This window comes from Paenarthrobacter sp. RAF54_2, assembly GCF_052113945.1.
Classification (GTDB): Bacteria; Actinomycetota; Actinomycetes; order Actinomycetales; family Micrococcaceae; genus Arthrobacter.
Map to the genome: position 1 here is coordinate 1 of NZ_JBFRDV010000034.1, position 26,584 is coordinate 26,584.

26 protein-coding genes are annotated in these 26,584 nt (G+C 61.0%); 20 read left to right on the plus strand and 6 right to left on the minus strand.

Features of this window, described 5'->3' with window-relative positions; all coding sequences use genetic code 11:
• From AB4Y87_RS23610 to AB4Y87_RS23625, 4 genes are all read left to right on the plus strand, one after another.
• The coding region (locus AB4Y87_RS23610; protein ID WP_442006674.1) for an ROK family protein at positions 1-972 on the plus strand (972 nt) is incomplete at its 5' end.
• A 32-nt stretch (positions 973-1,004) separates the two neighbouring features.
• The gene (locus AB4Y87_RS23615) at positions 1,005-2,360 is read left to right on the plus strand and encodes an extracellular solute-binding protein (RefSeq protein ID WP_442006675.1); all 1,356 of its coding nucleotides are present in this window, start codon (positions 1,005-1,007) and stop codon (positions 2,358-2,360) included.
• A 38-nt stretch (positions 2,361-2,398) separates the two neighbouring features.
• A complete protein-coding gene (locus AB4Y87_RS23620; RefSeq protein WP_442006676.1) occupies positions 2,399-3,268 on the plus strand; it encodes a carbohydrate ABC transporter permease in 870 nt (289 codons plus the stop codon).
• Positions 3,268-4,083 (plus strand): carbohydrate ABC transporter permease, encoded by an 816-nt coding sequence (locus tag AB4Y87_RS23625; protein ID WP_442006677.1) that lies wholly within the window; start codon positions 3,268-3,270, stop codon positions 4,081-4,083. Before AB4Y87_RS23620 ends, AB4Y87_RS23625 begins: the two co-directional genes overlap by 1 nt.
• Here the strand turns inward: AB4Y87_RS23625 and AB4Y87_RS23630 are convergent.
• Positions 4,080-4,283 carry a hypothetical protein gene (locus AB4Y87_RS23630; RefSeq protein ID WP_442006678.1) on the minus strand — a complete coding sequence of 68 codons (204 nt, stop codon included), beginning with the start codon at positions 4,281-4,283 and terminating at the stop codon, positions 4,080-4,082. The two genes, AB4Y87_RS23625 and AB4Y87_RS23630, sit on opposite strands and share 4 nt — an antisense overlap.
• Positions 4,284-4,388: 105 nt before the next feature.
• Between AB4Y87_RS23630 and AB4Y87_RS23635 the strand changes: the two genes are divergently transcribed.
• The 8 genes from AB4Y87_RS23635 (at position 4,389) to metE (ending at position 13,251) form a co-directional block, all read left to right on the plus strand.
• A complete protein-coding gene (locus AB4Y87_RS23635) occupies positions 4,389-5,396 on the plus strand; it encodes an AAA family ATPase (protein WP_442006679.1) in 1,008 nt (335 codons plus the stop codon).
• A 10-nt stretch (positions 5,397-5,406) separates the two neighbouring features.
• Positions 5,407-6,333, plus strand: a complete 927-nt coding sequence (locus tag AB4Y87_RS23640) for a DUF58 domain-containing protein (protein WP_442006680.1) — start codon at positions 5,407-5,409, stop codon at positions 6,331-6,333.
• Positions 6,314-6,793: a hypothetical protein gene (locus AB4Y87_RS23645; protein WP_442006681.1), complete on the plus strand. Its 480-nt coding sequence runs from the start codon at positions 6,314-6,316 to the stop codon at positions 6,791-6,793. Before AB4Y87_RS23640 ends, AB4Y87_RS23645 begins: the two co-directional genes overlap by 20 nt.
• A complete protein-coding gene (locus tag AB4Y87_RS23650) occupies positions 6,784-7,767 on the plus strand; it encodes a vWA domain-containing protein (RefSeq protein ID WP_442006682.1) in 984 nt (327 codons plus the stop codon). The genes AB4Y87_RS23645 and AB4Y87_RS23650 overlap by 10 nt, the downstream gene beginning before the upstream one ends.
• Positions 7,764-8,786: a vWA domain-containing protein gene (locus AB4Y87_RS23655; protein ID WP_442006683.1), complete on the plus strand. Its 1,023-nt coding sequence runs from the start codon at positions 7,764-7,766 to the stop codon at positions 8,784-8,786. Before AB4Y87_RS23650 ends, AB4Y87_RS23655 begins: the two co-directional genes overlap by 4 nt.
• Positions 8,783-9,493 carry a hypothetical protein gene (locus tag AB4Y87_RS23660; RefSeq protein WP_442006684.1) on the plus strand — a complete coding sequence of 237 codons (711 nt, stop codon included), beginning with the start codon at positions 8,783-8,785 and terminating at the stop codon, positions 9,491-9,493. The genes AB4Y87_RS23655 and AB4Y87_RS23660 overlap by 4 nt, the downstream gene beginning before the upstream one ends.
• 369 nt (positions 9,494-9,862) lie before the next feature.
• Positions 9,863-10,831 (plus strand): methylenetetrahydrofolate reductase, encoded by a 969-nt coding sequence (locus AB4Y87_RS23665; protein ID WP_442006685.1) that lies wholly within the window; start codon positions 9,863-9,865, stop codon positions 10,829-10,831.
• Between the two features lie 80 nt (positions 10,832-10,911).
• Positions 10,912-13,251 (plus strand): 5-methyltetrahydropteroyltriglutamate--homocysteine S-methyltransferase, encoded by a 2,340-nt coding sequence (gene metE, locus AB4Y87_RS23670; protein ID WP_442006686.1) that lies wholly within the window; start codon positions 10,912-10,914, stop codon positions 13,249-13,251.
• Between the two features lie 69 nt (positions 13,252-13,320).
• On the opposite strand, the gene AB4Y87_RS23675 is transcribed toward metE, so the two are convergent.
• Positions 13,321-13,827: a DUF2004 domain-containing protein gene (locus tag AB4Y87_RS23675; RefSeq protein ID WP_223933081.1), complete on the minus strand. Its 507-nt coding sequence runs from the start codon at positions 13,825-13,827 to the stop codon at positions 13,321-13,323.
• 50 nt (positions 13,828-13,877) lie between these two features.
• Positions 13,878-14,843 carry a LysR family transcriptional regulator gene (locus AB4Y87_RS23680; protein WP_431115432.1) on the minus strand — a complete coding sequence of 322 codons (966 nt, stop codon included), beginning with the start codon at positions 14,841-14,843 and terminating at the stop codon, positions 13,878-13,880.
• A gap of 394 nt (positions 14,844-15,237) precedes the next feature.
• Here AB4Y87_RS23680 and nrdH point away from each other — a divergent pair, with 394 nt between their 5' ends.
• The 4 genes from nrdH to nrdF all read left to right on the plus strand — a co-directional run bounded on the left by nrdH (position 15,238) and on the right by nrdF (position 19,262).
• Positions 15,238-15,480, plus strand: a complete 243-nt coding sequence (nrdH, locus tag AB4Y87_RS23685; RefSeq protein ID WP_011775022.1) for a glutaredoxin-like protein NrdH — start codon at positions 15,238-15,240, stop codon at positions 15,478-15,480.
• A gap of 62 nt (positions 15,481-15,542) precedes the next feature.
• Positions 15,543-16,013, plus strand: a complete 471-nt coding sequence (nrdI, locus tag AB4Y87_RS23690) for a class Ib ribonucleoside-diphosphate reductase assembly flavoprotein NrdI (RefSeq protein WP_442006687.1) — start codon at positions 15,543-15,545, stop codon at positions 16,011-16,013.
• Between the two features lie 11 nt (positions 16,014-16,024).
• Complete coding sequence (nrdE, locus tag AB4Y87_RS23695) at positions 16,025-18,166, plus strand: class 1b ribonucleoside-diphosphate reductase subunit alpha (protein WP_442006703.1); 2,142 nt, start codon at positions 16,025-16,027, stop codon at positions 18,164-18,166.
• Positions 18,167-18,287: 121 nt separating this feature from the next.
• Positions 18,288-19,262: a class 1b ribonucleoside-diphosphate reductase subunit beta gene (nrdF, locus tag AB4Y87_RS23700; protein ID WP_431115430.1), complete on the plus strand. Its 975-nt coding sequence runs from the start codon at positions 18,288-18,290 to the stop codon at positions 19,260-19,262.
• 164 nt (positions 19,263-19,426) lie between these two features.
• On the opposite strand, the gene AB4Y87_RS23705 is transcribed toward nrdF, so the two are convergent.
• Positions 19,427-20,704 carry a DUF222 domain-containing protein gene (locus tag AB4Y87_RS23705; protein WP_442006688.1) on the minus strand — a complete coding sequence of 426 codons (1,278 nt, stop codon included), beginning with the start codon at positions 20,702-20,704 and terminating at the stop codon, positions 19,427-19,429.
• 139 nt (positions 20,705-20,843) lie between these two features.
• On the opposite strand from AB4Y87_RS23705, the gene AB4Y87_RS23710 reads away from it, so the two are divergent.
• Positions 20,844-21,806, plus strand: a complete 963-nt coding sequence (locus AB4Y87_RS23710) for a dienelactone hydrolase family protein (protein ID WP_442006689.1) — start codon at positions 20,844-20,846, stop codon at positions 21,804-21,806.
• Positions 21,807-21,808: 2 nt separating this feature from the next.
• Here the strand turns inward: AB4Y87_RS23710 and AB4Y87_RS23715 are convergent, their stop codons facing one another.
• Positions 21,809-22,912 (minus strand): PDDEXK nuclease domain-containing protein, encoded by a 1,104-nt coding sequence (locus AB4Y87_RS23715; protein WP_442006690.1) that lies wholly within the window; start codon positions 22,910-22,912, stop codon positions 21,809-21,811.
• Between the two features lie 61 nt (positions 22,913-22,973).
• Between AB4Y87_RS23715 and AB4Y87_RS23720 the strand changes: the two genes are divergently transcribed.
• Complete coding sequence (locus AB4Y87_RS23720; protein WP_442006691.1) at positions 22,974-23,462, plus strand: DNA alkylation repair protein; 489 nt, start codon at positions 22,974-22,976, stop codon at positions 23,460-23,462.
• Positions 23,463-23,540: 78 nt separating this feature from the next.
• Positions 23,541-25,049 (plus strand): FAD-dependent oxidoreductase, encoded by a 1,509-nt coding sequence (locus tag AB4Y87_RS23725; protein WP_442006692.1) that lies wholly within the window; start codon positions 23,541-23,543, stop codon positions 25,047-25,049.
• Here the strand turns inward: AB4Y87_RS23725 and AB4Y87_RS23730 are convergent, their stop codons facing one another.
• Positions 25,050-26,012 (minus strand): hypothetical protein, encoded by a 963-nt coding sequence (locus AB4Y87_RS23730; protein WP_442006693.1) that lies wholly within the window; start codon positions 26,010-26,012, stop codon positions 25,050-25,052.
• 70 nt (positions 26,013-26,082) lie between these two features.
• On the opposite strand from AB4Y87_RS23730, the gene AB4Y87_RS23735 reads away from it, so the two are divergent.
• Complete coding sequence (locus AB4Y87_RS23735; RefSeq protein ID WP_442006694.1) at positions 26,083-26,571, plus strand: DedA family protein; 489 nt, start codon at positions 26,083-26,085, stop codon at positions 26,569-26,571.
• Positions 26,572-26,584: the final 13 nt, after the last annotated feature.

A 26,584-nucleotide genomic window follows, 5' to 3' on the forward strand; every position in this document is an offset into this window, starting at 1 on the left:
GGCGTCCACCTTGACCCTGCAGTCATCACCTTTGTTGTCCTTGACCTCCTCGGCGACGTCGTCAGGCATTCGCGGATGGCTACTCCCGGTGGAGACCCCGCCGCGGTGATCACGAGCATCGCCCAGCAGATCAAGGTGCTCATTGAGGAATCGGGCGTTGATGCATCCAAGATCGCGGGGCTCGGTGTAGCCGTCCCGGGCCCAATCGACCTCGATGAAGGTTCCGTCGTGGAGCCTCCGCTGTTGACTCGATGGAACCGTGTGCGTATCCGCGAGGCCCTCACAGAGGCCACGGGCCTGGAGACACTGGTGGACAAGGACGTAACGAGTGCTGCGGTGGCCGAAACCTGGGCCGGCGGGGCCAGCGGTGCCGGCAGTTTCGTCTTCATGTATATGGGCACCGGTATTGGTTGCGGCATTGTCCTGAACGATGAAGTGGTCCGTGGAACGTCCGGCAACGCGGGCGAAATCGGTCATATCATCGTTGATCCGATGGGGCCCCAGTGTGACTGCGGGCTCCGTGGTTGCGTGAAGTCCTCGTGTATCCCACAGGTCCTTGTGGCTGAGGCCGAGGCGGCGGGTGTGCTGGACAGCCATGGCGAGGACGCAGATGGGCCGCAGGTACAGGAACGTTACGCCTTGTTGTGCGACAAAGCCGATGCGGGCGACGAAAAAGCCATCGCCATTCTTGATAAGTCAGCCACTCTTGTGGCCCGTGCTGTCTCGGTGGTGACCAACACCCTTGACGTGGAACGCGTTGTTTTTGGTGGTCCTTTCTGGGGGCGGATGTCAAAGTACTTCCTGGAGCGTGTTCCGGGCCTGATTGCTGAAAACAGTGCGGCCCGCATGATCCACGGTATTGAAGTTGTGGGTTCCGGAGTGGGTGAGGATGTGGGCGCCATTGGTGCGGCCTGCCTCGTGCTGGAGCACACGCTGGCACCACGCGCCCAACGGCTCCTGCTGGAGGGCTAACTACTCCGCCACGTCGACTCGATTGGAGCATAATGCGCCGCCCCATGAGGTTTGCCACCGTCCTTCCCGTCGTAGCCGCTCTTCTCGCTGCAACCGCTTGTTCCTCGACGCCGCCTACTGCCGAGAACAAGACCCTGAAGATCGTCTACCAGAAATCCGACTCCTTCACTGCCCTGGATACCGTGATGCAGGACGCCAAGAAAGAATTCGAGGCAGCCAACTCTTCGGTGACGGTCAATCTCGAACCGATCCAAGCCAACGATGACGACTACGGCACCAAGCTCGCTCTGGCCCAGCGATCCCCGGACACCGCGCCGGACGTCTTCTATGAGGACACGTTCAAGGTGCGCTCCGACGTCGACGCCGGTTACCTCCTGAAGCTGGACAGCTATCTGGAAAAGTGGGATGACTGGTCCCAGTTCAATGAAGCGGCCAAAGCTGCAGGCCGGGCCGACGACGGAGGTATTTACGCGGTGCCTCTGGGCACTGACACGCGTGCTATCTGGTACAACAAGGCAGTGCTGCAGAAGGCCGGAATTCCTGTTCCGTGGCAGCCCAAAACGTGGGAAGACATTCTCTCCACGGCACGTGCCATCAAAGCCTCGGACCCAACCGTGATTCCCTTCAACATGTACGCCGGCAAGGGTACGGGCGAGGGAACCGTCATGCAGAGCTTCTACGAACTCCTCTACGGGACTGACAGCACGCTGTACGACGAAAAGGAAAAGAAGTGGGTAGTCGGTTCCCAGGGTTTTACTGACTCGCTGGCTTTCCTGAAGACCCTCTACGACGAAAAACTCGCAACTAGCCCGGCTGAAGCCCTCGACGCCAATGTCTGGAAGAAGGTCTTTGGCGAGTGGTTCCCGCAGGGCAAACTGGGGGCAACCGTGGAAGGCTCCTACACGCCGTCGTTCTGGCAAAAGGGCGGGCCCTATGAGTGGGCAGGCTACGAGCAGGATATGGGCGTGGCCATGTTCCCCACGCGGAACGGACAGGAACCGGGTGGCGTCAGTATGTCCGGTGGATGGACCCTTGCAGTTGGTGCCAAGAGCAAGAACGCTGAGCTGGCGTTCAAGTTCCTCACCACCGCGCTGAACAAGAAGAATGCCTTGGCCTTTGACGTTAACAACTCCCAGATAGCGGTCCGCACGGATGTTGCCAAGGAATCGAGCTACGTTTCGGCGAATCCGTTCGTCAAGGACGTGTCGGAATTGGTGAAGGTGACGCATTACCGCCCAGCCACCGCCGATTATCCGAGGATTTCGACGGCGGTCCAGGTAGCCACCGAGTCTGTCATCACTGGAAGGCAAAGCCCTGAAGATGCCGCAGCGGAGTATGACGCCACGGTGCGCAAGGTTGTTGGCGATGACAAGGTCCTGGACAGATGACGGGCATGAGATGACATCAAAGAAATGACAGCGGCGAAATGACGATTCGCCGCTACCTGCGGCTCCTGCCGGTCGTTCCGTCCGTTCTCTTGCTCCTGTTGTTCCTGCTTGCCCCGGTGGCCTGGTCCTTTTATGCGTCGTTTACCAATGCCGCACTTTCAGGCCGGGCTGCCCGGGATCCACAATGGGTGGGGCTGGAGAACTATGTCCGGATGTTCAGCGATGACTCGTTTCCACTGGCGGCATGGCTGACTGTTGTTTTCGTCGCGGCCTCAGCCGTGTTCGGCCAGAACGTGCTCGGCCTATTGATCGCCCTGCTCATGACGCGCTCACGTAAGGCAGTTTCCTCGTGGGTGGGAACGGCGGTGGTAGCCGCCTGGGTACTTCCGGAGATCGTGGCTGCCTTCGCGGCCTACGCCTACTTCAACCGTGACGGCACACTGAATCAGATGCTGGCCTTCTTTGGCGGGCAGGGGCCGGACTGGTTGTACACGTTCCCGCTTGTCGCGATTATCCTGGCGAACACGTGGCGGGGAACGGCGTTCTCCATGCTTGTATTCAGGGCCGCCCTCGCGGACGTTCCGCAGGATGTCTCGGAGGCTGCCCTGATGGATGGGGCTCAAGGCTGGCAGCGCCTGGCATTCATTACGTTGCCACTGATCAGGAGCAGCATTGCCACCAACCTGATGCTGATTACCCTGCAGACGTTGGCGGTGTTCACGCTCATTTGGGTGATGACGGCCGGCGGCCCAGCCAATGCCAGTACCACCTTGCCGGTGTTGGCCTACCAAGAGGCCTTCAAATTCGGGGATATTGGCTATGGGACGGCCATTGCCTCGGTATTGATCGTGTTGGGAGTAGTCTTCGGCGCTGTCTATGTGCGCCTGCTCAAGGAGCAGAAGTCGTGATGTCCAAGCCGCGGCTGGCGGCAGATGTTGCCTTGGCCGTGATCGGTTTGTGCTTTGTGGCACCGTTGCTGTGGTTGCTGCTGGCCGCCGTCGATCCTCAGGCCGGCTACCAGACTGCGGTGCCGTCGGCGCCTTCGATGGATAATTTTGGCGCGGTGTTCACGCCGGAATTGTTGTTCCAGCCCTTGACCAACAGTTTCCTTCTCTCTGCCGGAACGGCAGCGGTCAACCTGGTGGCAGCAGTTCTTGCTGCATATCCGCTGTCCCGCTACCAGTCCAGGTTCAACAAGCCGTTCATGTACTCGGTCCTTTTCGGGACGTCGTTGCCCGTCACCGCCATTATGGTGCCCGTCTACGGATTGTTCGTCCAGCTCCAGTTGCTCGATTCCATGATGGCCACCGTATTCTTCATGGCTACAACCACGCTGCCCATGGCCATCTGGATGATGAAGAACTTCATGGACTCCGTTCCCTTGGAACTGGAGGAGGCGGCATGGATGGATGGTGCCTCAAGCATGACGGCCTTACGCACCGTCGTCCTGCCTCTCATGAGGCAGGGCCTGGGCGTAGTATTCATCTTTGTTTTCATACAGGCATGGGGAAACTTCTTCGTCCCGTTCATCCTGTTGCTCTCCACAGCCAAGCAACCAGCGGCAGTGTCCATTTTCAGCTTCTTTGGCCAGCATGGCGCCATAGCCTATGGGCAGCTGGCGGCGTTTTCCATCCTGTACTCAGTGCCGGTGCTGTTGCTGTACGTGCTGGTGTCGCGGAGCGTGGGGAGCTCCTTCGCGTTGTCCGGCTCGGTGAAGGGCTAGTCGATGTCCTCGACTATTTCGCCGTAGGGTATCGATTCATCCAGATGAGCCTGGTGCCCGGTGGGGCCTGTGTTGTAGATAATCCTGACTCCATGCCTTTGGTCTGCGGCGGACTGCAACAGAACTGGGCGGACGGCGTCGATGACGCGCTGGCTTTGGCCGTTGAGGTACTGCTCATAGCGGACTGGTAGCTGAGGCATGGCAAAAGAATAGACCTCAGAAGCCCGCATGGGGAGGGCTCCCCATTGCGAGCTTGTTCAGGGGAGGCTTGGATAGAGTGATTCACGCCAGCGAGGGGACCACGAGTGCTTCAGAACACAGCCACGACCGGAATCCATGCACCGGACTTGGCCCGTGCCCAGCAGCTCGTCGGCAGCATTATCCGCAGCTTCGAGACCAAGGTGGTGGGCCAGTCCAGGCTGCAGGAGACGCTGGTGATCGGCTTACTGACCGGCGGCCATGTCCTTTTGGAGAGCGTGCCGGGTCTGGCCAAGACCACAGCGGCGCAAGCTCTTGCGGAGTCAGTGAGTGCGGATTTTCGCCGGATCCAATGCACTCCGGACCTGTTGCCCAGCGACATCGCGGGCACCCAGATATTTGATGCGGCCAAAGGCACGTTCGTCACCCAACTGGGACCGGTTCACGCGAACATTGTGCTGCTTGATGAGATCAACCGTTCCAGCGCCAAAACGCAGAGCGCCATGCTGGAGGCGATGCAGGAACGGCAGACGTCCATCGGTGGCGAGTCCTATCCTCTGCCCGAGCCTTTCCTGGTGCTGGCAACGCAAAACCCGATTGAGCAGGAGGGAACCTACCGCCTTCCGGAAGCACAGATGGACCGCTTCATGCTCAAGGACGTCCTGGACTATCCGAGCCCGGCGGAGGAAGCCGAAGTCATCAGGCGCATAGATGCCGGGGTGTTCAGCGCAGCGCAGAAGCCACCGGCGGCCGCTTCCCTTGACGCCATTGTCCAGGTGCAGGAACTCGTCAAGAGGGTTTACGTTGATCCTGCCATCATCAGGTACATCGTTGGCCTGGCCTATGTGACCCGCCATGCTTCCCAATACCTGGAGCCACGTTTGGCCAACCTCATCGAGTTTGGTGCAAGTCCGCGCGCGAGCATTGCCTTCAGCCAGGCGGCGAGGGCGTTGGCACTCTTGAGCGGGCGGGATCACGTCATTCCGGAGGACGTCAAGAAACTGGCCCACAGGATCCTGCGTCACAGAATAGTGCTCGGGTTTGATGCCGTGGTTGAAGGCGTCCCCGTGGAAACCATCATTGATGCAGTGCTCGCGTCCGTGCAGACGCCGTAGCGGTCACCGCATGCCAAGCCTGCTCCGACGCGTGAAGTCGAAGATGTTCATCTTCGCCCATCGCAGGACCCTCACCCTGTTGGATGGCGAATACGGTTCTGTCTCCAAGGGCCGCAGCCTGGACTTCGACGAATTGCGCTCCTACGTACCCGGCGACGAAGTCAGGGACATTGATTGGAAAGCCACTGCCCGCCACGGATCACCCCTGGTCAAACGCTATGTGGCCGTTCGCCGTCATTCGGTGCTGTTGCTCGTGGACACAGGACGGAACATGGCAGCCCATGCCGCCTCCGGTGAATCCAAGAAGGAGATCGCCGTTGATGCTGCCGGCGTGCTGGGCTATCTCGCCTGCAGGCACGGGGACGACGTCGGACTCCTGCACGGCTCGGCCGTTACCTCACGCTACCTCCCGCCCCAGGGCGGTGAAGGGCACTTGGAACGGCTGCTGCGGGAAGTGGAGGCGGGGATTTCCCTGGATGGGCCGGCGAGCGCCATCACCGAGCAACTCGACTATGCGCTCAGGTTCTTGAAGGGCCGGCTGCTTGTCGTCGTTCTCGCGGATGAGTTTAAGCCCGACGCCCACACTGAAACGCTGCTCCGGCGGCTGCGGGCCCGGCACGAAGTCCTTTGGCTTACTATCCTCGACGCTGAGTTGGCCAAGGAACCGGGGCATCCGGCGCCTACGCAGGAGGCGAGCTTCGACGTCGGAAACGGATACCGGATCCCTGCGCCGTTGGCGGGGAACAGTGTTGTTCGTGCCGCATACGCCACCGCCATGCGGAAACGCGGGGAGGAGCGCAGCGCCTTCTTCCGCAGGCTCGGCATTGCTGAGCAGACGGTTAGTGCCACAGGCGACGTCCTCCCGGCGGTGTTCGCGCTCCTGGAGAAGCACCGCTCTGGCTCGAAGTCTGCAAAGAGTGGCAACCGTGCAGGATGACGCGGGCTTCTACGCACCCCTTCAATATCAGCAGCTGTGGCTATGGCTGGGATTGGCGCTACTGCTTCTCGTAGCGTGCTGGTACGGGTGGATCCTGTGGCCCGTCTGCAAAGCATCGCCAAAAACTCCGGCTAGCTTGCATGGAGGGTCACACGATCTGGAAACGCTGCGGGCCAGGTGTCTGTCAGCAATAGATGCCCTCGAAAGAGAGGCCGACGCCGGCCGCCTCCCCGGGCGTGACGCCCACCAGCGACTCAGCCTCCTCGTGCGGGAATTTGCGGGTGCAGCCACAGGCCTTCCGGCCACTTCCATGACACTGGAGGAATTGCGCCGCAACGGACTGGATCAGTTCGCCGTGGGTATCGCTTTGATTTACCCCAACGAATTCGCGCCCGTAGCCATGCAATCCGTTCGGGACTCCGCAAAGACCGCACGCCAGGTGGTACAGGCGTGGAGCTGACCTACTGGTGGATTCTTCCCCTCGCTGCGCTGGTACTGGCGATAGCCGCCCGACTGGTGATCCGGCGTCGTCCGCAAAGGGGCAGGCCAGTGGCACACGGCGAGCGCCTCACTGACCTTCCCGAATACCAAGATGCTCTGCGGCGCTACAAGGCCACGTTGGTCCTCGCCATGGTCCTGGGTGCGTTGTTCCTGGGTGCCACAGCCACAGCAGCGGCAAGACCCGCCCAGCGCACCACGGAACAGCCCGAAATCCGGAACCGGGACATCGTCCTCTGCCTGGATGTTTCAGGATCCATGGCCAGTACGGACGCTGCCATAGCCAAGGTGTTTCAGGAACTCGCCCGGGAATTCGATGGCGAGCGCATCGGCATGGTGATCTTCGATGGCAGCAGCGTCCAACTATTCCCGCTGACAGACGACTACGACTACGCCGCCGAACAGCTCACGGCAGCTCAGAAGGCCCTGGACAGCGGGGCGGGATCCTTCTTCGACGGGACATGGAACGGGGGAGGATCGTCCCTGATCGGCGATGGGCTGGCATCCTGCGTGCAAAGCTTCCCGGACGTCGAATCGGAGTCCGGCAACGCCAAGCGCTCGCGGTCTGTTGTGCTGGCGACGGACAACTTCCTCTCCGGTGACCCCATCTTCACCTTGCAGCAGGCCGGCGCGCTGGCCCAGACCAAGAATGTCAAGGTGTATGCACTGAACCCCGGCGACTTTGACTACGGAGATCAAGCTGATCAGCCCGGCGGCCAACTCAGGGCTGTTGCCGAAGGAACCGGGGGCAGCTACTTCACTCTGGACAGCCCTGACGCGGTGCCCGGGATCGTCCAGAAAGTGCAGGAGACCGAAGCAAGCAGCTACCTGGCCGCACCCCAGGTTGCAGTGAGCGACAGCCCGGCGCTGCCGCTTGGCGTCGCGCTGCTGGCAGGTGCCGGAATGCTGATCCTGGGATGGAGGCTGAACCCGTGATATTTCAACCGATTATTCCGTGGGCGCTCCTCGTTGCCATGGGCGTCGCCGTCATGGCCTTCACCCTGTGGGCCATCGTCCGCGGGCCCGGACCCGGCAGCAGTGCACCCCAAGGGTGGGCGCGGCCAACCGCCATCCGGGGCGCCGCCGTCGTGCTTCTGGTCCTTGCCGCACTGCGACCGGGGTGGTCCGGCAGTGAAGCGAGGACCGCGGTCGCGGACGTGGACGTCTTCTTCGTTGTCGATACCAGTACCAGCATGGCTGCTGAGGATTACAACGGCACAGGCACCCGCTTGTCAGGGGCAACACACGACGTGATGGCGATCGCCAAGGAACTGGCGGGAGCCAAGTTTTCCCTGATCACCTTCGACAACAAGGCGACCGTCCGTATGCCCTTGAGCCAGGACGCCACAGCGCTGCAAACCGCCATAACAACGCTGCAGCCGCAAAACCCGCGGTACGCCAACGGCAGCAGCATTACGGGCGCGGGAGCGTTGCTCAAGGACAGGCTCGCGGCCGCCAGGGAGCAGCACCCAGGACGTCCAGCATTGGTCTTCTACGCCGGGGACGGCGAGAACACGGCGGCCGAGGCACCAGCGCCGCTGCCCGTGGATGCGAACAGCGTAAGTGGGGGAGCGGTGCTGGGTTACGGCACCGGGCAGGGTGGCCGGATGAAAGACTCCTCGGACACCAAAGCCGGGTACATACAGGACAAGAGCTCGGGCCAGGACGCGGTGTCCAGGATCGATGAAGGGCAACTGAAAAACATCGCAGCGCAGCTCCATGTCCCATATGTCCACCGGGACGGGAACCAACCCACGGCCGACATGCTCGCCAAAGCGCGGCCCGGCACCCTCACACCTACCAAGGACGACGGACCCGGTCGCGTGGAACTCTACTGGCTCCTGGCGCTCGCAGGCTTCCTGCTGGCCCTTCACGAACCCCTGCGTCATCTGACCACGCTGCGGGAAGTACGGGGTCAAAGCTTGCCCCCGAAAACCAAGGAGCCAGTGGCATGAATCATGCACGACGCCGGAGACGCCGACTTGCGCTGTGGTCCGCCCCGCCGGCCCTGCTGGCGCTCGCCGTAGCAGCGAAACTCCTGAGCGTGGGCCCCTTGGGCGGGTATGCAGCACACACGTTCGAAACAGGCGACCAGGATGGTGCAGCCAGGGCCGCTTCGTGGCTGCAGGTTGCAAACCTGTTCGAGCCGCACAAAGCCTACTTTGCATCCGGCGACGCCCATGTTCTGGCCGGAGACTTCACAGCGGCACGCAAGGACTTCGAGGCGGCGCTGGATGCCGGTGCCGGCACTGATGAATGCCGAGTGCGGGTCAATCTGGTGTTGAGCGTCGAGAAGCTGGGCGATGCTGCCCTGTCCGCGGGGAGTAAGCCAACGGCAGCCACGTTGTTTCGTGAAGCATTGGACGTCATCGAGTCCTCACCTGCACAGTGTGCGCAGGAGGGTCCCGGAAATTCGTCAGGGGAGGGAAAGGCCCTGGACTCAGCTGCCGGTCGGCTCAAGGGCAAGATAGCTGCGGACTCCGACGGAAGTGGCGAGGCGGAGAAGCCAGCCAAGGATTCGCCGTCCGAGCAACAGCAGGAGCAACTGCAAAAGCTGGGAGAGAGCGCGCAGCAGGCGCAACGTGAGCGGACAGAAGGGCAGGAACGCGAGGAGTACCTTCGCGGCCCCGGGAACGACTCGGGCGTAGACAGGCCGTGGTGAAGGTTTCTGCGGCGCCTTTTGGCGAACAAAGTTCACAAATCCTTCTTCACGGATCGTAAAACTGCGTCTTAATTCGGTGGCCGAGTTGAACCCCTCCTTGCCCACGACCTAGAGTCATAAACAAGTTACCGCGGTAACGTGTCAGCGATCCTCCGTTGGATCCGCCCCGCAAGGGCGGTGAGGAGGGTGTGGGTGCCCCCATGTGGGCCTGACATTTGCACACGGAAAGCTTCATTCCAGGCGTACCAGTCGCGGCTGCGTCCTGCTGGAGTTCTTTCGTGTATCCCAAACTCAATTCATCGATCATGCAATCAATGGTTCTCTTGGATCCATTGGGTGACGTTCGATGACGAACAGCCAAGGACGCAAATGTCGCCACCAAGTCTTATTGACGTACATCCCAACCTAGCCGGAACGGCACCCGTAGCACTTTCCTACGAGCTGTTTCCCCCTCGCTCCCCGGCGGCCGCAGAAACTCTGTGGACCACTATCCGTGAACTCGAAGCCACCGAGCCGGACTACGTCTCCGTGACGTACGGCGCCAGTGGATCCAACCGGGACACCGCCGTTGACCTCATCAACCGTCTCCTGCTCGAAACCACGCTTCGGCCCTTGGCCCACCTGACGTGTGTAGGCAACACACCGGTTGAACTGGCGGAAATCATCGGTGAGCTCCTGGACCACGGCGTCCGCGGCATCCTTGCACTGCGCGGCGATCTTCCCAAAGACGGAAGCCAGCCTGCCAGCGGTTCACTCCGCTACGCCCAGGATCTGATCGAACTGATCCGCCGCGTGGAGCAGCGTCGTTCAGCACTCCTTTGCGCTGGCAAGATCGCTGTCGGAGTGGCGGCGTACCCCACCAGGCATCCTGAATCACCAAGTGTGGGACACGACGTCGAAGTTCTTTTGGCCAAGCAGCGTTCCGGCGCGGACTTCGCGATCACGCAGGTCTTTTTCCACGCGAACGAATACTCGGACCTTGTTGCCCGTGCACGTCGGGCCGGGGTCACCATTCCGATCATCCCCGGTGTCATGCCGCTCACCAGCCTTCGGCGCCTGAAGCGCCTCGGCGAGCTGGCCGGCGTCGACCCTTCCGTGGAACTCATGGAGCGCCTCGCTGCCGTGGACACTGAAGCAGAGCGTCGCCGCATCGGCGTCTCCGCCACCGTGGATCTGGCCAATGCAGCCTTGGATGCCGGTGCGCCGGGCATTCATTTGTACACGTTCAATGAGCACGCTGATGCCCTGGACGTGCTGGACAAGCTGGCTCTGCCGCGGCCGTCGCGGCCTGCTGGCCGCGTAAACACCATGGCCCTCCGCCAGGAATACGCAAGCTAACAGGCTGCCACCAACCCGTCGGCTCTATCCCGGCCACCCAAGACACCAACCTTTTCAAACCACTTCATCAAGGAATTCCCATGACTGAAAAGAACACGCCCGCCACTCCGTTCCCGGCAGCCTCCCTGCTCGGCTACCCTCGCATCGGCCGTCGCCGCGAGCTCAAGAAGGCTGTTGAAGCTTACTGGGCCGGCAAGATCGACGCCGCAGCACTGGACGCAGCAGCAAAGGACATCCAGCTCACCATCGCCAAGCGCCTTCAGGAACTGGGCCTTACCGAAGCTGCCGCCGTTCCGGGTACCTTTTCCTTCTACGACCAGGTGCTGGACACTACCGCTCACCTGGGTGCAGTTCCGGCTCGCTTCGGTAAGCTCCTCAACGCCGAGGGCCAGCTGGACATCGATGGCTACTTCACCCTGGCCCGCGGCAACAAGGAACAGCAGCCGCTGGAAATGACCAAGTGGTTCGACACCAACTACCATTACCTTGTTCCGGAAATCGGCCCGGAAACCGAGTTCACCCTCGCCTCCACTGCCAAGGTTGACGAGTTCGCCTTCGCACTTGCCAACGGCATTGAGTCCCGCCCGTACATTGTCGGCCCGGTCACCTACCTGCTGCTTTCCAAGGCATCCGACGACGCCTCGGCGGGTTTCGCCCCGCTGTCCCGCCTCGAGGACATCCTGCCCGTTTACGTGCAGCTGCTTGAGAAGCTCGCCGAAGCCGGTGCCAGCTGGGTCCAGCTTGATGAGCCGGCCCTTGTTGTTGACCAGGACACCCCGGCCGCCGAGATCGAAGCAGCCGTTGCCCGCGCTTACGAGGTCCTCACGTCTGCCGCGAAGCGTCCCCAGATCCTTGTCTCCACCCCGTATGGTTCGCTTGACGGCCAGCTCGGTACGATTGCTGCCACCAACATCGACGCCCTGCACATCGATGTCTTCAAGGGGGGAGTTCCCTCTGCAGCTGCCCTCGCAGGCCTGGGCAACAAGACCTTGGTTGCCGGTGTGGTTGACGGCCACAACATCTGGCGCAACGATCTCGCCGCATCCGCCGCGAAGCTGGACGAACTGAAGGCAGCTGCCGGCAAGCTTGCCGTCAGCACCTCCACGTCCACCCAGCACGTCCCGCACGATGTTGCTGAGGAAACCACGCTTTCGGAGCAGCTGCGTAGCTGGCTCGCCTTCTCCGACCAGAAGGCAGTGGAGGTCAAGACCCTCGCTTCCTACCTGGCAGACCCCGCGTCGGCCAAGGCTGCCATCGACGAAGCATCCGCCGTGATCGCTTCCCGTGCAACCGCCGAAGGCGTTCGCCGCGACGACGTCCGCGCCCGCACCGAAGCACTGACCGCTGCGGACTTCAACCGCTCCGAGTACGCGGTTCGTGAAGCTGCCCAGGAAGAGGCACTTCACCTTCCGCCGCTGCCCACCACCACCATCGGTTCATTCCCCCAGACGTCCGAGATCCGCTCCGCACGTGCCCGCAACAACAAGGGCGATCTCACCAACGAGCAGTACGAGCAGCTCATGAAGGACGAGATCAAGCGCGTTGTGGACCTGCAGGAAGAACTGGGCTACGACGTCCTGGTTCACGGCGAGCCCGAGCGCAACGACATGGTCCAGTACTTCGCGGAGAACCTTGAAGGTTTTGACGTGACGGTGCACGGCTGGGTCCAGTCCTACGGATCCCGCTGCACACGTCCGTCCATCCTCTGGGGCGACGTCACCCGCAGCGCCCCGATCACGGTTGCCTGGGCTGAGTACGCGCAGTCGCTGACCAGCAAGCCGATGAAGGGCATGCTGACCGGTCCGGTCACCATCCTGGCCTGGTCCTTCGTTCGCGATGACCAGCCGCTGGGCGAGACCGCCAACCAGGTTGGCCTGGCACTCCGCGACGAAATCGCTGACCTCGAGGCAGCCGGCATCAAGGTCATCCAGGTGGACGAGCCCGCCCTCCGCGAGCTCCTCCCGCTGCGCAAGGCAGACCACGCCGACTACCTGAAGTGGTCCGTTGACTCCTTCCGCCTTGCCACTGCCGGTGCTGCCGACTCCACCCAGATCCACACCCACCTCTGCTACTCCGAGTTCGGTGTGATCATCGATGCAATCGACGGCCTCGACGCAGACGTAACCTCCATCGAAGCTGCACGCTCCCGCATGGAGGTCGTCCACGACCTCGAGTCCCACGGCTTCGGCCGTGGCGTTGGTCCGGGCGTTTACGACATCCACTCGCCGCGTGTTCCGGGTGAAGCTGAAGTCACCGAACTCCTGGCCACCGCCGTCAAGCACGTTCCCTCGCGCCAGCTCTGGGTCAACCCGGACTGCGGCCTGAAGACCCGTGGCTATGCGGAGACCGAAGAGTCCCTGCGCAACCTGGTCAAGGCAACCCAGACGGTTCGCGCCACGCTGCTCGAAACCGCTAAGTAAACCAGCCACAACGACGGCGGCCGGTCACCGAAAGGTGACCGGCCGCCGTCGTTCGCGGTTAAAACTGTTTTACGATTCCCAAAGAATTTCATCATCCACTACGCCGTCTTCATCGGCGGCCACTACCAGCAGCTCATCCGTGAAGTGCGAGCCGAGGGTGAAGTCCAGGACGAAATAGCGCTCGGGCTGGCCGGGGTAGATGGCCACATGACCTAGTTTGAGGGCTTTGAGGAAGACGTCGTTGGTGAGCTGGGACTTGTCCCTGACCCCGAAAACCGATTCGAGCTGTTCTTCCTTGAGCTGGGAACTATGGAAATGCAGGAACTGCTGTGGATTGGTGCCATCCTGGTCCAGCTCATCGGCGATCATCTCCCGGACCTGGTCAACCAGCTCCGGCAGGAAGCGCAAGCGGTAGTCCACCTTGTGCATGGCAGCCTCGTCGAAATGGTCGTGCGCCGTGACGTTGAGGTCCAGCTCAAGCTGATTGCCGCCGAGTTCGTGTTTGGTCACGAAGCAATGTTCACGCCCGTGATTGAGCTCGATCTCCCCAAAATGTGTGCTCGCTACCTTGCCCATGTGATCAATCTAACCCCAACATCGGGCCGGTTCCAGCAATTGGGAAGAATTCACCTCCGACGCTGCGGACCCTTGACAGGCGCTGATTTCAGGGGATGCAAACCGCTCTTTTCGGAGGTGCCACGGAGGGTGTCCGCCAGGAGCTGAGTAAACAGTTGGACTTGCGCTGTGCGCTTTTCATTGATGAGCAGCGCGAACACGTTTCGTGCCAGCCTGATGTCCGGGACGTCAAGGACCACGACGCCGGGTGGCCTGTTGCGCAGCGCGAGTTCCGGTACCAGAGAGGCACCCAAGCCAGCCGCGGTCATCTCCAGGCTGGCGTGAAAATCGTCACTGTAAGCCACGACGCGGGGGTGCAGGTTGCAGCTGGCGAACAGGCGTTCGATCACGAGGGCGTCGCTGGTGCCCGGGTGGTGGACGATCCACGGCATGTCCGAGAGGTGCGCGGCCTCAATCTCGGCATCCTCGCGGATTTTCCACGAAGCGGGCAGCACCACGCGGAAGTCGTCGTCGCCGATCCATTGCCGCTCCAGGGAATGTGGCCAGGCCAATCCGGACTGGCCCACCTGGTACACCAGTGCGACGTCCAATTCTCCACCACTGCGCAGTCCCTGGATGGTCTGTGCCGGCTCAGCGACTGATACCCGCAGCTCGATTCCGAGTCCGTTCCACCGCTCATTCTTCAGGATGTCCGGGAGCACATACGTGGCAAGGCTTGGGAAGATGCCCAGCCGCAATTCCTGGGCTGGCGCATCGTTGGTCCTTGATGCTGCCGCCATCAGTGCTTCGACGTCGGTCAGCACCTTTGAGGCGTGCCGCGTCATGGTGATGGCCGCCTCGGTGGGAATGACGCTCCTCGCCGAACGCTGGAAAAGTTCCACGCCGGTGTCGCGTTCCAGTGCGGCCATCTGTTGGGAAACGGCGGAGGCTGTGTAGCCAAGCTGTGCGGCCGCCGCAGCGAAAGAACCCAAACGGGTTACTTCCATCAGCGTCCGGAGGTGGAGGAGATTGACCATCAGGAGAGTTTAGCTGTTCGCCACGCCACATTTTCAAAGTGTCACGACACGCCGGAACCCGGCGACACGCTGGAGATTAAATGTGGCTAAGTAGTCCACAGGGTGTGGATTTCATCTCTCACTTTGGCGGAATCACGGACATTTTGAGGTCCCTGCCCTGTGGACGAGCGGTGGATTGAATGACATACTTGTAATACATCATCTTGGGGTCCCGGCGAGGCGCTTGCACTACATGTAGTATCGGTTTACGGATTGAGCGGGAAACCAGCACAAGACTAAATAAGCGTGTTGGCTGCCACAGCAGCCTGCGGGCCGGTATCGGATTCAGTATTCAGTTCCGGTTGAGCCCGCCAGATACGAAGAGCGACAGACTTCAACTAAGGGGACAGGGATCATGACCGTTACGGTTTACACGAAGCCGGCCTGTGTTCAGTGCAACGCAACCTACCGGGCACTCGACAAGAAGGGCATTGCCTACCAGAGTGTCGACATCTCCCAGGATGCCGAGGCGCTCGAACGCCTCAAGGCGCTGGGCTACATGCAGGCTCCCGTCGTCGTGACCGAGCAGGACCATTGGTCTGGATTCCGCCCGGACAAGATCGAGGAACTGGCCCAGGCCGTTTCCTCCGTGGCCTAAGTTTCCTTTCGGACTTCGCCACCACAGCAAGCAAGAATTCCTATGTAGTCGAGGTGACTCCCATGGCACCGCTGGCAACGGCATCCGTGCGCAGTGACACGGACACTGTGACCACGAGGAGTCACCTCATCTACTTTTCCTCGACATCTGAGAACACCAAGCGCTTTGTCCAGAAATTGGGCAGGGATGCAGCGCGCATCCCGCTCTATGCGCACGATGCCCCGCTTCAGGCACTTGAACCCTTTGTCCTCGTCCTGCCGACTTACGGCGGCACGAACGGCGAAGGTTCGGTGCCCAAGCAGGTCATCAGGTTTCTCAACAACCCACGGAACAGGGAACTGATCCGTGGTGTTATCGGTGCAGGAAACACCAACTTCGCGGACAACTATTGCGCAGCGGGAGACATCATCGCCGCCAAGTGCAACGTGCCGCATCTCTACAAGTTTGAACTCATGGGGACGCCGGAAGACGTCGATCGGGTCAATCAAGGATTGGAAAAGTTTTGGACACTACTGTCGCAGAAACAGAAGTAACCGGGGGCGCTGTGGAAACGGCCAAGAAGCCACTGCCGGAGGCCTATAAGGGCCTGGGCTATCACGAGCTCAACGCCATGCTGAACCTGTATGGCCCCAACGGCGAGATCCAGTTTGAAGCCGATCGTGAAGCCGCGCACCAGTACTTCCTGCAGCACGTGAACAACAACACCGTGTTCTTCCACGACCTGGAAGAGAAGCTCGACTACCTGGTGAAGAACCAGTACTACGAGCGCGAAACCCTCGACCAGTACACGATGAACTTCATCCGCGAGCTCTTCAACCGTGCATACAAGAAGAAGTTCCGCTTCGAGACCTTCCTTGGCGCCTTCAAGTTCTACACGTCCTACACACTGAAGACGTTTGACGGCAAGCGTTTCCTTGAGCGCTACGAAGACCGCGTCTGCATGGTTGCCCTGCACCTTGCCCGCGGTGACGAAGAACTTGCCAGCCGCCTTGTTGACGAAATCATCGACGGTCGTTTCCAGCCCGCGACCCCCACCTTCCTGAACGCCGGCAAGGCCCAGCGCGGTGAGCTGGTCTCCTGCTTCCTGCTCCGCATCGAAGACAACATGGAGTCGATTGCCCGCGCCATCAACTCCGCACTGCAGCTCTCCAAGCGTGGTGGCGGTGTAGCCCTTTCGCTCACCAACATCCGAGAGCACGGCGCCCCGATCAAGCAGATCGAAAACCAGTCCTCCGGTGTCATCCCCGTGATGAAGCTCCTCGAAGACAGCTTCTCCTACGCCAACCAGCTTGGTGCCCGCCAGGGTGCAGGTGCCGTCTACTTACACGCCCACCACCCGGACATTCACCGCTTCCTGGACACCAAGCGTGAGAACGCCGACGAGAAGATCCGCATCAAGACGCTCTCCTTGGGCGTTGTGGTTCCGGACATCACGTTCGAGCTCGCCAAGAAGAACGAGGACATGTACCTCTTCTCCCCGTATGACGTCGAGCGCGTCTACGGTGTTCCCTTCTCCGACATTTCCGTCACGGAGAAGTACTACGAGATGGTTGACGATTCGCGGATCAAGAAGACCAAGATCAGCGCCCGTGAGTTCTTCCAGACTCTCGCCGAAATCCAGTTCGAGTCCGGCTACCCGTACATCATGTTCGAGGACACCGTGAACCGGGCCAACCCGATCGACGGCAAGATCACCATGAGCAACCTGTGCTCGGAGATCCTGCAGGTTTCATCGCCGTCCATTTACGCCGAGGACCTGAGCTACGAGACCGTGGGTAAGGACATTTCCTGCAACCTCGGTTCCATGAACATCGCCAAGACCATGGATTCGCCGGACTTCGGTCTCTCCATTGAGACGTCCATCCGCGCGCTCAGCGCTGTTTCGGACATGTCTTACATCAACTCGGTGCCGTCGATCGCCCAGGGTAACGCCCAGAGCCACGCGATTGGCCTTGGCCAGATGAACCTCCACGGCTACCTTGCCCGCGAGCACGTCCACTACGGTTCCGAAGAGGGCCTGGACTTCACCAACATCTACTTCTACACGGTGCTGTTCCACGCTCTGCGCGCCTCCAACCGTCTGGCCATCGAGACCGGCCAGAAGTTCGGCGGCTTTGAAAAGTCCACCTACGCTTCCGGTGAGTTCTTCGAAAAGTACACGGAGCAGGAATGGGTTCCGGCAACCGAGCGCGTCCGCGAGCTCTTCGCCGGCCACCACATTCCTACTCAGGATGACTGGCGTGAGCTCAAGGCTTCCGTCATGGAGCACGGTATCTACAACCAGAACCTGCAGGCCGTTCCGCCCACCGGTTCCATCAGCTACATCAACAACTCCACGTCGTCGATCCACCCGGTGGCCGCCAAGATTGAAATCCGCAAGGAAGGCAAGATTGGCCGCGTCTACTACCCGGCTCCGTACCTGACCAACGACAACCTGGAGTACTACCAGGATGCCTACGAAATCGGCTACGAGAAGATCATCGACACCTACGCAGCTGCAACGCAGCACGTGGACCAGGGCCTGTCCCTGACGCTGTTCTTCAAGGACACTGCCACCACGCGCGACATCAACAAGGCGCAGATCTACGCATGGCGCAAGGGCATCAAGACCCTTTACTACATCCGTCTCCGCCAGCTCGCGCTGGAGGGCACGGAGGTGGAGGGCTGCGTTAGCTGCATGCTGTGATCAACCTTTACCGGTTGATTATTTGCGGCAGTTGCCGCACTCAAAACTAAAGATTACGACGGCGGGTTCCCACCCGCCGTCGTAGGCTTACCTTAAAGAACCCAACGCTAAAGGGGATGAAATGACCGAAAAGGTCAAGCTGCTTAGCCACGTCGAAGCGATCAACTGGAACAAGATCCAGGACGACAAGGACGTGGAAGTCTGGAACCGGCTGGTCAACAACTTCTGGCTGCCGGAGAAGGTGCCGCTGTCCAACGACGTCCAGTCGTGGCACACGCTGACGCCGGATGAGCAGCAGCTCACCATGCGTGTTTTCACCGGCCTCACTCTTTTGGACACCATCCAGGGCACAGTCGGGGCTGTTTCGCTGATCCCGGATGCACTGACTCCGCACGAAGAGGCCGTGTACACCAACATCGCCTTCATGGAGTCGGTGCACGCGAAGTCCTACTCGTCCATCTTCTCCACGCTGTGCTCCACCAAGGAGATTGACGACGCTTTCCGCTGGTCGCTCGAAAACGAGAACCTGCAGAAGAAGGCGCAGATCGTCATGGACTACTACCAGGGTGACGATCCCCTGAAGCGCAAGGTTGCCTCCACGTTGCTGGAGAGCTTCCTGTTCTACTCGGGCTTCTACCTGCCCATGTACTGGTCCTCACGCGCCAAGCTCACGAACACGGCCGACCTTATCCGCCTCATTATTCGAGACGAAGCCGTGCACGGTTACTACATCGGCTACAAGTTCCAGAAGGGCCTGGAGAAGGTTTCCGAAGCCCGCAAGCAGGAAATCAAGGACTACACGTTCGAGTTGCTCTTCGAGCTGTATGAAAACGAAGTCCAGTACACCCACGACCTCTACGATGGAGTCGGCCTGGCCGAGGACGTCAAGAAGTTCCTGCACTACAACGCCAACAAAGCCCTCATGAACTTGGGCTACGAGGCCATGTTCCCGGCTTCCGTCACTGACGTGAACCCGGCCATCCTTTCGGCACTCTCCCCGAACGCTGACGAGAACCACGACTTCTTCTCCGGCTCGGGTTCCTCCTACGTGATTGGCAAAGCTGTCAACACGGAAGATGAGGACTGGGAGTTCTAAACGGATTTAGTTCTTGGTATCTTCAAAGCCCCTTACGCTGTGCTGGCGTGAGGGGTTTTGTTGTTAAGAGCGCAGTTGTGGAAGGCACGTATCCGGGGCACGACGTATGCGCGCTAGAGCTCAGGCAGCTCCAGTAGGACCATGCCAATTGACTCGAAACTTCCTTAATGAACCCGGGTTCGTTCATAGCCTGGCAGTGGCGGAACCGTTGAGTGGTAGTTGTGCCCGGTGGGCATGGTCACCTTCAGCGTGTGTCTCTCTGCGGGTTCTGGTCTGACGCTCCACCCGGGGTTTTCCTTGGTGTGGTTGCATCGTTCGCAGAGCCCGGCCGCGTTATTCAGTGTGGTTTTACCGCCTTCGGCCCACGGCAGGATGTGGTCGTAATGGCGGATGGGGGCGTCGCAGTATGGCGTGCGGCAGGTGTGGTCGCGGGTTTCGATGAACCGTCTCATGCCCGTGGGGAAGAAACGTGCCCTCGAGTCAGTGGCAAGGAGCTCGCCCGTGCTTGGTGCCGTGAAGAGTCGTCGCAGCCAAATGCTGAAGTCTTGATCTGTCCTGCTCTCACCGCTGGTTAGGAGCTCCCTGGCCCATTCTGCGGGCACGACGCCGTAGCCAGTAAGTCTTGCGGGTTCGCTGTCCCCTTGTAGCAAGGTGCGGTCGGTCATAACGAGTTGAAGGTCGATCCCAGAGAACCCTGCAGGCGAACCGGTGATGCGTTCGACGAGCGTGTCCGCCATGACCTGTCCCCGGGGCCGGCTGTCCCCGTCGGAGCGTGCTGAGTCTGCATGGCGGGTGAGCGCGGCGTATGCAGCGACGCCTTGTGCGACCGGGAGTAGCGCTGTGAGGATCGTCATTGTGTCTGGCGCCGGACGCAGGCTCACGTGTCTTTCAGGCGCCGCGTGGGCAGCCCGTTGCGTCACGGAACGAGGATCAAGACGGTAGGCCGCGGCTTTTGCGGCGGCGATGATGGTCTTGTCGCCAGCACCATCGAACGTGCCCGCATCCGGGGCGAGTTCCTCGTCCACTGCGCAGCGATCTTCAGCGCTGAGGCAGGCTGTTTCCTTCACGAGGAGTGTGGCGCGCCATTCGTTGAGCTTTCCCGACTCCAGGGCGGCCATGGTGCGTGGCATCTCCGACACCAGCGCCTTGGCCAGTCCTAGAAGCCGGGAACCCTTGTTTGGTGATTCACGCCGGGCGAGCGCGATCTGCGCTGCCACACCCTGGCTTCGTTCAGCCGCTGGAACTCCGGACTCTGCGAGCTCTTGACGCTGGGCAAGGTCAAAGGCCACGGCTATTTTCGCTTGCAAACTTGAGATCGCAGACTTCATGTCCTCAAGTGCGCGCAGCTGATTTATCAGGTCACTGCTGACGCTGCCTGCATGAGCACGTGCAGGCAGCGAAGCGACCGCTTGGGTGACTTGTATCTGCTGACTCCGGCTCATATTTTCACTATGTCAGTAGCCACTGACATTTTTTAGCGTCCGGAACTAAGACAGCAGATCCAAGCTGCAGGTGAACCCTTCGACCCTTGCCCGCGTCTTTCCATCGGAGGAGGATACTGCCCAACTTCGGGAGGACATCATGGTTCAGCTTGAGAAGTTTGAAAAGTACTTGATCGAAGAGTTCTACGACGACTACCGCTCGGGCGACATGTCTCACGGGACGTTCACCAGGCGCGTGGCGTTCATCATGGGAAGCATGACCGCGGCTGCGGCGGCTATGACCTTGGTGGGGTGCACGCCGGACGAGGTGCCAAAGACCGGGGACCCAATGCCAACGCCGACGGCGTCAGCAACGTCGGGAAAAACGACAGCCGTCCCCAACGCCAAGAGTCCGCTGACAGTGCCGGAAGGAACAGCGGGCCTGGCAACAGCTACGGTGAAGTTCGATTCCGGAGGGACTGAAATCAGTGCGTACCTGGCCCGGCCCGAGGGAAGCCAAAAGGGTCCGGCCGTCCTGATCTGTCATGAAAACCGCGGCCTCACGCCACACATCCAGGACGTCGCCCGGCGCTTTGCCAAGGAAGGCTACGCGGCTCTGGCGCTTGACCTTCTCAGCAGGGAGGGCGGCACCGCATCGATGGATCCGGACGCCGTCCCGGGTGCACTTACCAAGGCCGGCGCCCAGCGGCACGTTGGCGACTTCCAGGCAGCATTCGAGTATCTGAACGGCCAGGAGTTCGTGGACAAGGGCCGCATTGCCATGGTCGGCTTCTGTTTTGGTGGAGGCATCACCTGGCAGGCAGCGACTGAGATCCCGGGGTTGAAAGCAACGTCTGCGTTCTACGGTCCCGCCCCGGACCTTGCGAAGGTCCCCACCATCAAGCCCGCTGTTTTCGGTGTCTACGCTGAAAAAGACGCGCGCATCACCGGCTCCATGCCGCAGTTGAAGGACGCGTTGGATGCGACGCAGGTCAAGCACCAGCTCAAGGTGTACCCGGGCGTGGACCATGCATTCCATAACGACACAAGCGACCGCTACAACGAGGCCCAGGCCACGGCGGCCTGGAACGACACCTTGGCCTGGTTCAAGGACAACGTCTGAGCTCAGTCCGGCAGGCTAGGGGCTTGGCTGGCCAGCTCAGCCTCCAACGTCTCGATACTGGGCAGGCTGGCAACAAATTCGTCGGGCAAGGATTCGGCAACGGAGGTCCGCCACTCCGCGATTCCCACCGGAGCGTTGAAGCCACGCAGGGCGTACTCGGCAACCACGCTGTTCTTCTCCTTACATAGCAGCAGGCCGATGGTCGGTTTGTCGTCGGGGTGAGCCATGAGATCGTCAACGGCCGCCATGTACATGCCCAACTGGCCCAGGAACCCGGGTTCGAACTTCACGGCCTTCAGCTCAATGACCATGTAGCAGCGCAATTTCAAATGGTAGAAGAGCAAGTCCGCGAAGAATTCATCGCCGGCGATCTCCAATCGCACCTGTTCACCAACAAAGGCGAAGCCTTGACCCAGTTCCAGCAGAAATTTCTCCACGTGCTGCACCAGTTGAAGCTCCAGTTCCCGTTCGCTCCTACGGTCAGTCATGGCCAGGAAATCAAAGACATACGGATCTTTGGTGGCCTGCTGGGCGAGGTCTGAATCGGCAGGAACCATGGTGGTTTTGAAATTGGTGATGGCCTGCCCGGAACGCTCATGCAGGCGGGTCTCGATCTGGTGCGTCAGGATGTTGCGCGACCAGCCATGTTGGGCAGCTGCCGCTGCGTACCAGAGGCGCGTGGCGGCGTCGTCGAGCTTTTCCAAGAGTGCGATCTGGTGGTACCAGGGCAATGTTGCAAGCGGCGCTTGCAACATTGGAAACTCGGGCCAAGCCTGGGCAAAGCTCTTCATGTACCGCAGGTTCCTGGGGGAGAAGCCCTTTGCGTCAGGGAAGCGCGTTCGGATGTCGGCGGACAATCGGGTAACCACTTTGGCGCCCCAGCCCTCCTGCGATTCGCGCTCGGCAAGTTGCCGGCCGATGCTCCAGTAGGAATTCAGGAGCTCGCTGTTCGCTGCCGCCAGAGCGCGCGTGCGGCCTGTTCGGACCTCTTGAGCCACAGTGTTGAGCAGGGCGGGATACCAGTCGGGCATCGATGCCGCGGCCGGAACGCCCGGGAACGACGCTGTGGTTTCCGCGGTTCCGCTGACGAGCTCTTGCGAAGGCATATTTTCTCCTGTCGATTGCTATTGCCCTCACGCTAAGGGGAGGCACTGACAGAATGGACAGGTGAGTGAAGCCGGTGAATTTGTGGACTTGACGCTGCAGCGTGAATCGTCCTGGGAGAAGGCCATGGAAGCCCGCGAACGCCTGGGTGGAATGAAGGTCTACGGGGCATCGGTTGGTGCGGTGAGAGGAACTGTGCGGGACGCCCTGAAGCGGCACAGGAATCTGGGCCATGACGACATCACGGCCCTGTGTTCGGAATTGTGGGATGAGCCGGTCTTTGAACGCAGGCTCGCTGCGGTTGTGCTGCTGCAAACCAAGGTGGGGATTCTGGTCAACACGGACCTGACCCGTATTGAGGGCTTCATCAGGCAGGCCGGCACGGAAGAACTGGCAGATCCTCTGGCTGTGGACGTGGTCAAACCCCTGCTCGCCAGGCTTGAAGGACAGGCGAAGGAGCGCGCCGCACGTGTTGTGGAGCGATGGTCCCGGGACCCGGATCCATGGCTCCGCCGGGCCGCGCAGCTCGCCACGGACAGCTCGACCCCTTGATTAGCCGCAGCCACCGGCTTACCGTTTCATCAACGCATGCCAGGCACCAATTCCGTGAATTGAGAGGCAGGTTGTTCGATGAAATCGCTGTGGTTGGACAGGGAATCCAGCTTCACGTCCGATGCAATCCCCGATGAAAAGCACTTCGACACCATAGTGGCGGGCGCCGGGCTCACAGGAATGGTGACGGCCCTGCTGTTGTCCCGATCGGGACAGCGTGTGGCAGTTTTGGAAGCGCGAACCCTCGGCGCTGTGACCACCGGCAACACCACTGGCAAGCTAAGCCTCCTGCAGGGAGGGGCACTCTCGGCCCTGCGTGGCCAGTACTCCCTGAAAGTGGTGCAAGCCTACGTGGAAGCGAATCGCACTGGACAGGCATGGCTGATGCGGTACATGGAAGAGCAGGGCGTCCCGTTTCAGCGCCGGACGGCAGTCACCTTCGCAACCAGCGACGACGGCGGTCAGCGGCTTCGCAAGGAGGCCGCAGTTTCACGGGATGCCGGCTTGGACGTACATTTCAGCCGTGACCCAGGCCTGCCGTTCCCCGTGGTTGAGGCACTGGAACTTGATGACCAAGCGCAGATCCACCCCATGGAAGTCCTGGAAACGCTTGCAAGGGATATCCGGGAGCACGGCGGAATAATCGTCGAAGGTGTCCAGGTGCAGAATGTGGGTTCTGACCTTCCGGTGGAAGTATCCACCCGAAAAGGCGCCTTCACCGCGGACACAGTCGTCATTGCCACCGGCACGCCGATCCTGGACCGCGGACTCTATTTCGCCAAGCTCGAACCCAACCGCTCTTATGCGGCAGCACTTCGGCTTCCAGGTGAAACCCCGCCACCGAGCGGAATGTACCTGAGCATTGATCCACCCACACGTTCCCAACGCACTCACCCGACGCCGGAGGCTGAGTTGCTGCTGGTAGGCGGCTATGGACATACGGGAGGCCGGGCGGCCTCACCCAAGGCCCATCTGGATGACCTTCTCGCCTGGGCCAACCAGCATTATCCGGGCGCGGAGGTCACCCATACGTGGTCTGCCCAGGACTACCGGCCAACCAACCTCGTTCCCTTCTTCGGCAAAATGCCCCGGGGCCACGGCCGGATCTTCTTCGGCACTGGCTACAACAAGTGGGGCATGAGCAACGGAGTCGCTGCCGCGCTGTCCATTACTGCGGACATTCTGGGCGGCCAGTCTGATTGGGCCAAGGTCATACACCACCGCGTTACGTCGCCCCAGGGCGCATTGGAATCTGTTCGCCTCAATGCCAGCGTCGCCAAACGCATGGTCGATGACAAGGCCAAGGTCAGGAGGAACCCCGAGATCACGGACCAGACGCGACCGCCGGAGGGGAGCGGCGTCGTCGGGCTTTACAAGGGCGAGCCAGCAGCTGTATCTACCGTTGATGGCAACGTCTGTATGGTGTCGGCGAGCTGCGCCCACTTGGGAGGCTTGCTGAGCTGGAACGACGCCGAGAAATCCTGGGATTGCCCTTTGCACGGCTCCAGGTACGCACCCGACGGCAAGTATCTGGAAGGTCCTGCAACCCATAACCTTCAAAAGTCGCCTGTTAAAAAGAAGGACTGACTACGCCAGCCGTTCGACGCGCCGTCGGGCCTGGTCCGCGGTGCGTCGTGCTTGGGTCGCGGCGCGGACTGCCAGCTTCTTCTGCGACTCAGCAGCTTCCGCGTCCCGCGTGATACCGATCAGTTCAGCTTCGAGGGACGCCAAACGCTTCTTGACCTCGGTGATCTCGGCCTCGACATCCGAGCGCCTGCCCGCAACTTCCTTGACAACATTCCACGCTGTGGATGCGGCGTCTTCAGCCTCTCTGGCTTCCTGATCGGCTGCCTCAAATTCCTCGCGGGCTTCCTCCAACGCGGCCTGGCGCTTTTGGGCCCGGCGTTCGGCCAGGGATGTTGGGGTTTCCGCAGGTGCTTTCTCTTTCGGCTGCGGCTCTTGCTTCTTCTTGCTGGGGCGTGCCGGTCTGGGTTCGGCAGACAGCTTCACTTTTGGCGGTTCGCCCGCCCCGGACATTTCATCAGGAGTTGCCGCAGCCACGGCATCCGTCAGGTCCACGGACTCGAATCCGCTTCCGCTTAGTGCCCGGACCAGCCGGCCGGTGGTCACCGCGGCTGCGGCGCCGGCGTCGGCCATTGCTGCCCGCAGCGTCTGCTCGACGTCGGCAGCCCCGGCCGCGCTCAATGGCGCTCCCAGCCCGCTCGCCAAGTCCTTTGCTGCGTGCACGGCCGAGGTCAGTTGGCCTTGGCGCTGCTGGCCAAGTTCACGGAAGGCTTCAGCTTCTCCCTCCTCTTGTGCTGCACGGAGGGAAGCGCCAAAACGCACGACGCCGTCAATCACCTCGGGCTGGTGGACGGCAAGCATGTTGATGGCCCAGGCGCCTGCCGCGGGCTTGGGCAGGCTGCCGATCTCCTTCGCGAGGTCCTTGTCGCCTGACTCCTTCGCTTGTCGCGCCAAGGCTGTCCGCTGCGCGGTGAATTCACGTGGCAGCACGGCGTACAACTGTTGGGCGGCATCGCGAAGATCCATGGATTCATCCTAGGTGCGCTTGTGCTGACCCCGTCCACGACACAGCAGCGCTTAGGGTAGCCTAAGTCACGTGGACCAGATCATGAGCTTGCCCTTTGGCGTCGCGCTTGCGGCGCTGTTTGCGATTGTCATGATCCGCGTCAACATCACGTACTGGCTGGGTCGTGGAGCGGTTGCCGGCTTCGCACACACCCGCTTCGGGGCGTCGCTCCAACGGCCCAAAGCAGCCCAGGCCCAAGCCCTCATTCAGCGTTGGGGACCGTACGCCGTCGTGCTGTCCTTCCTGACCATCGGCCTGCAGACCGCCGTTAACCTGGCCGCCGGGGCAGCGAGGATGCCGTTGCGCCGATATCTCCCCGCTGCCGTCCTGGGCTCCATCATCTGGGCGTTGCTGTATGCAACTATCGGACTCGCTGCACTTGAGGCGTGGCTTGCGGTAGCTGCGGCGTCGCCGGTTGGTGCCGGGCTGTTAGTGACGGCTGTGGTCGTCGTGATCATGTGGGTGGTCGTTGCCCGGCGGCGTCGGGCGGCTGCCAAATCAGCGGATACAGTGGTCTGAGTTCTACTGCTGG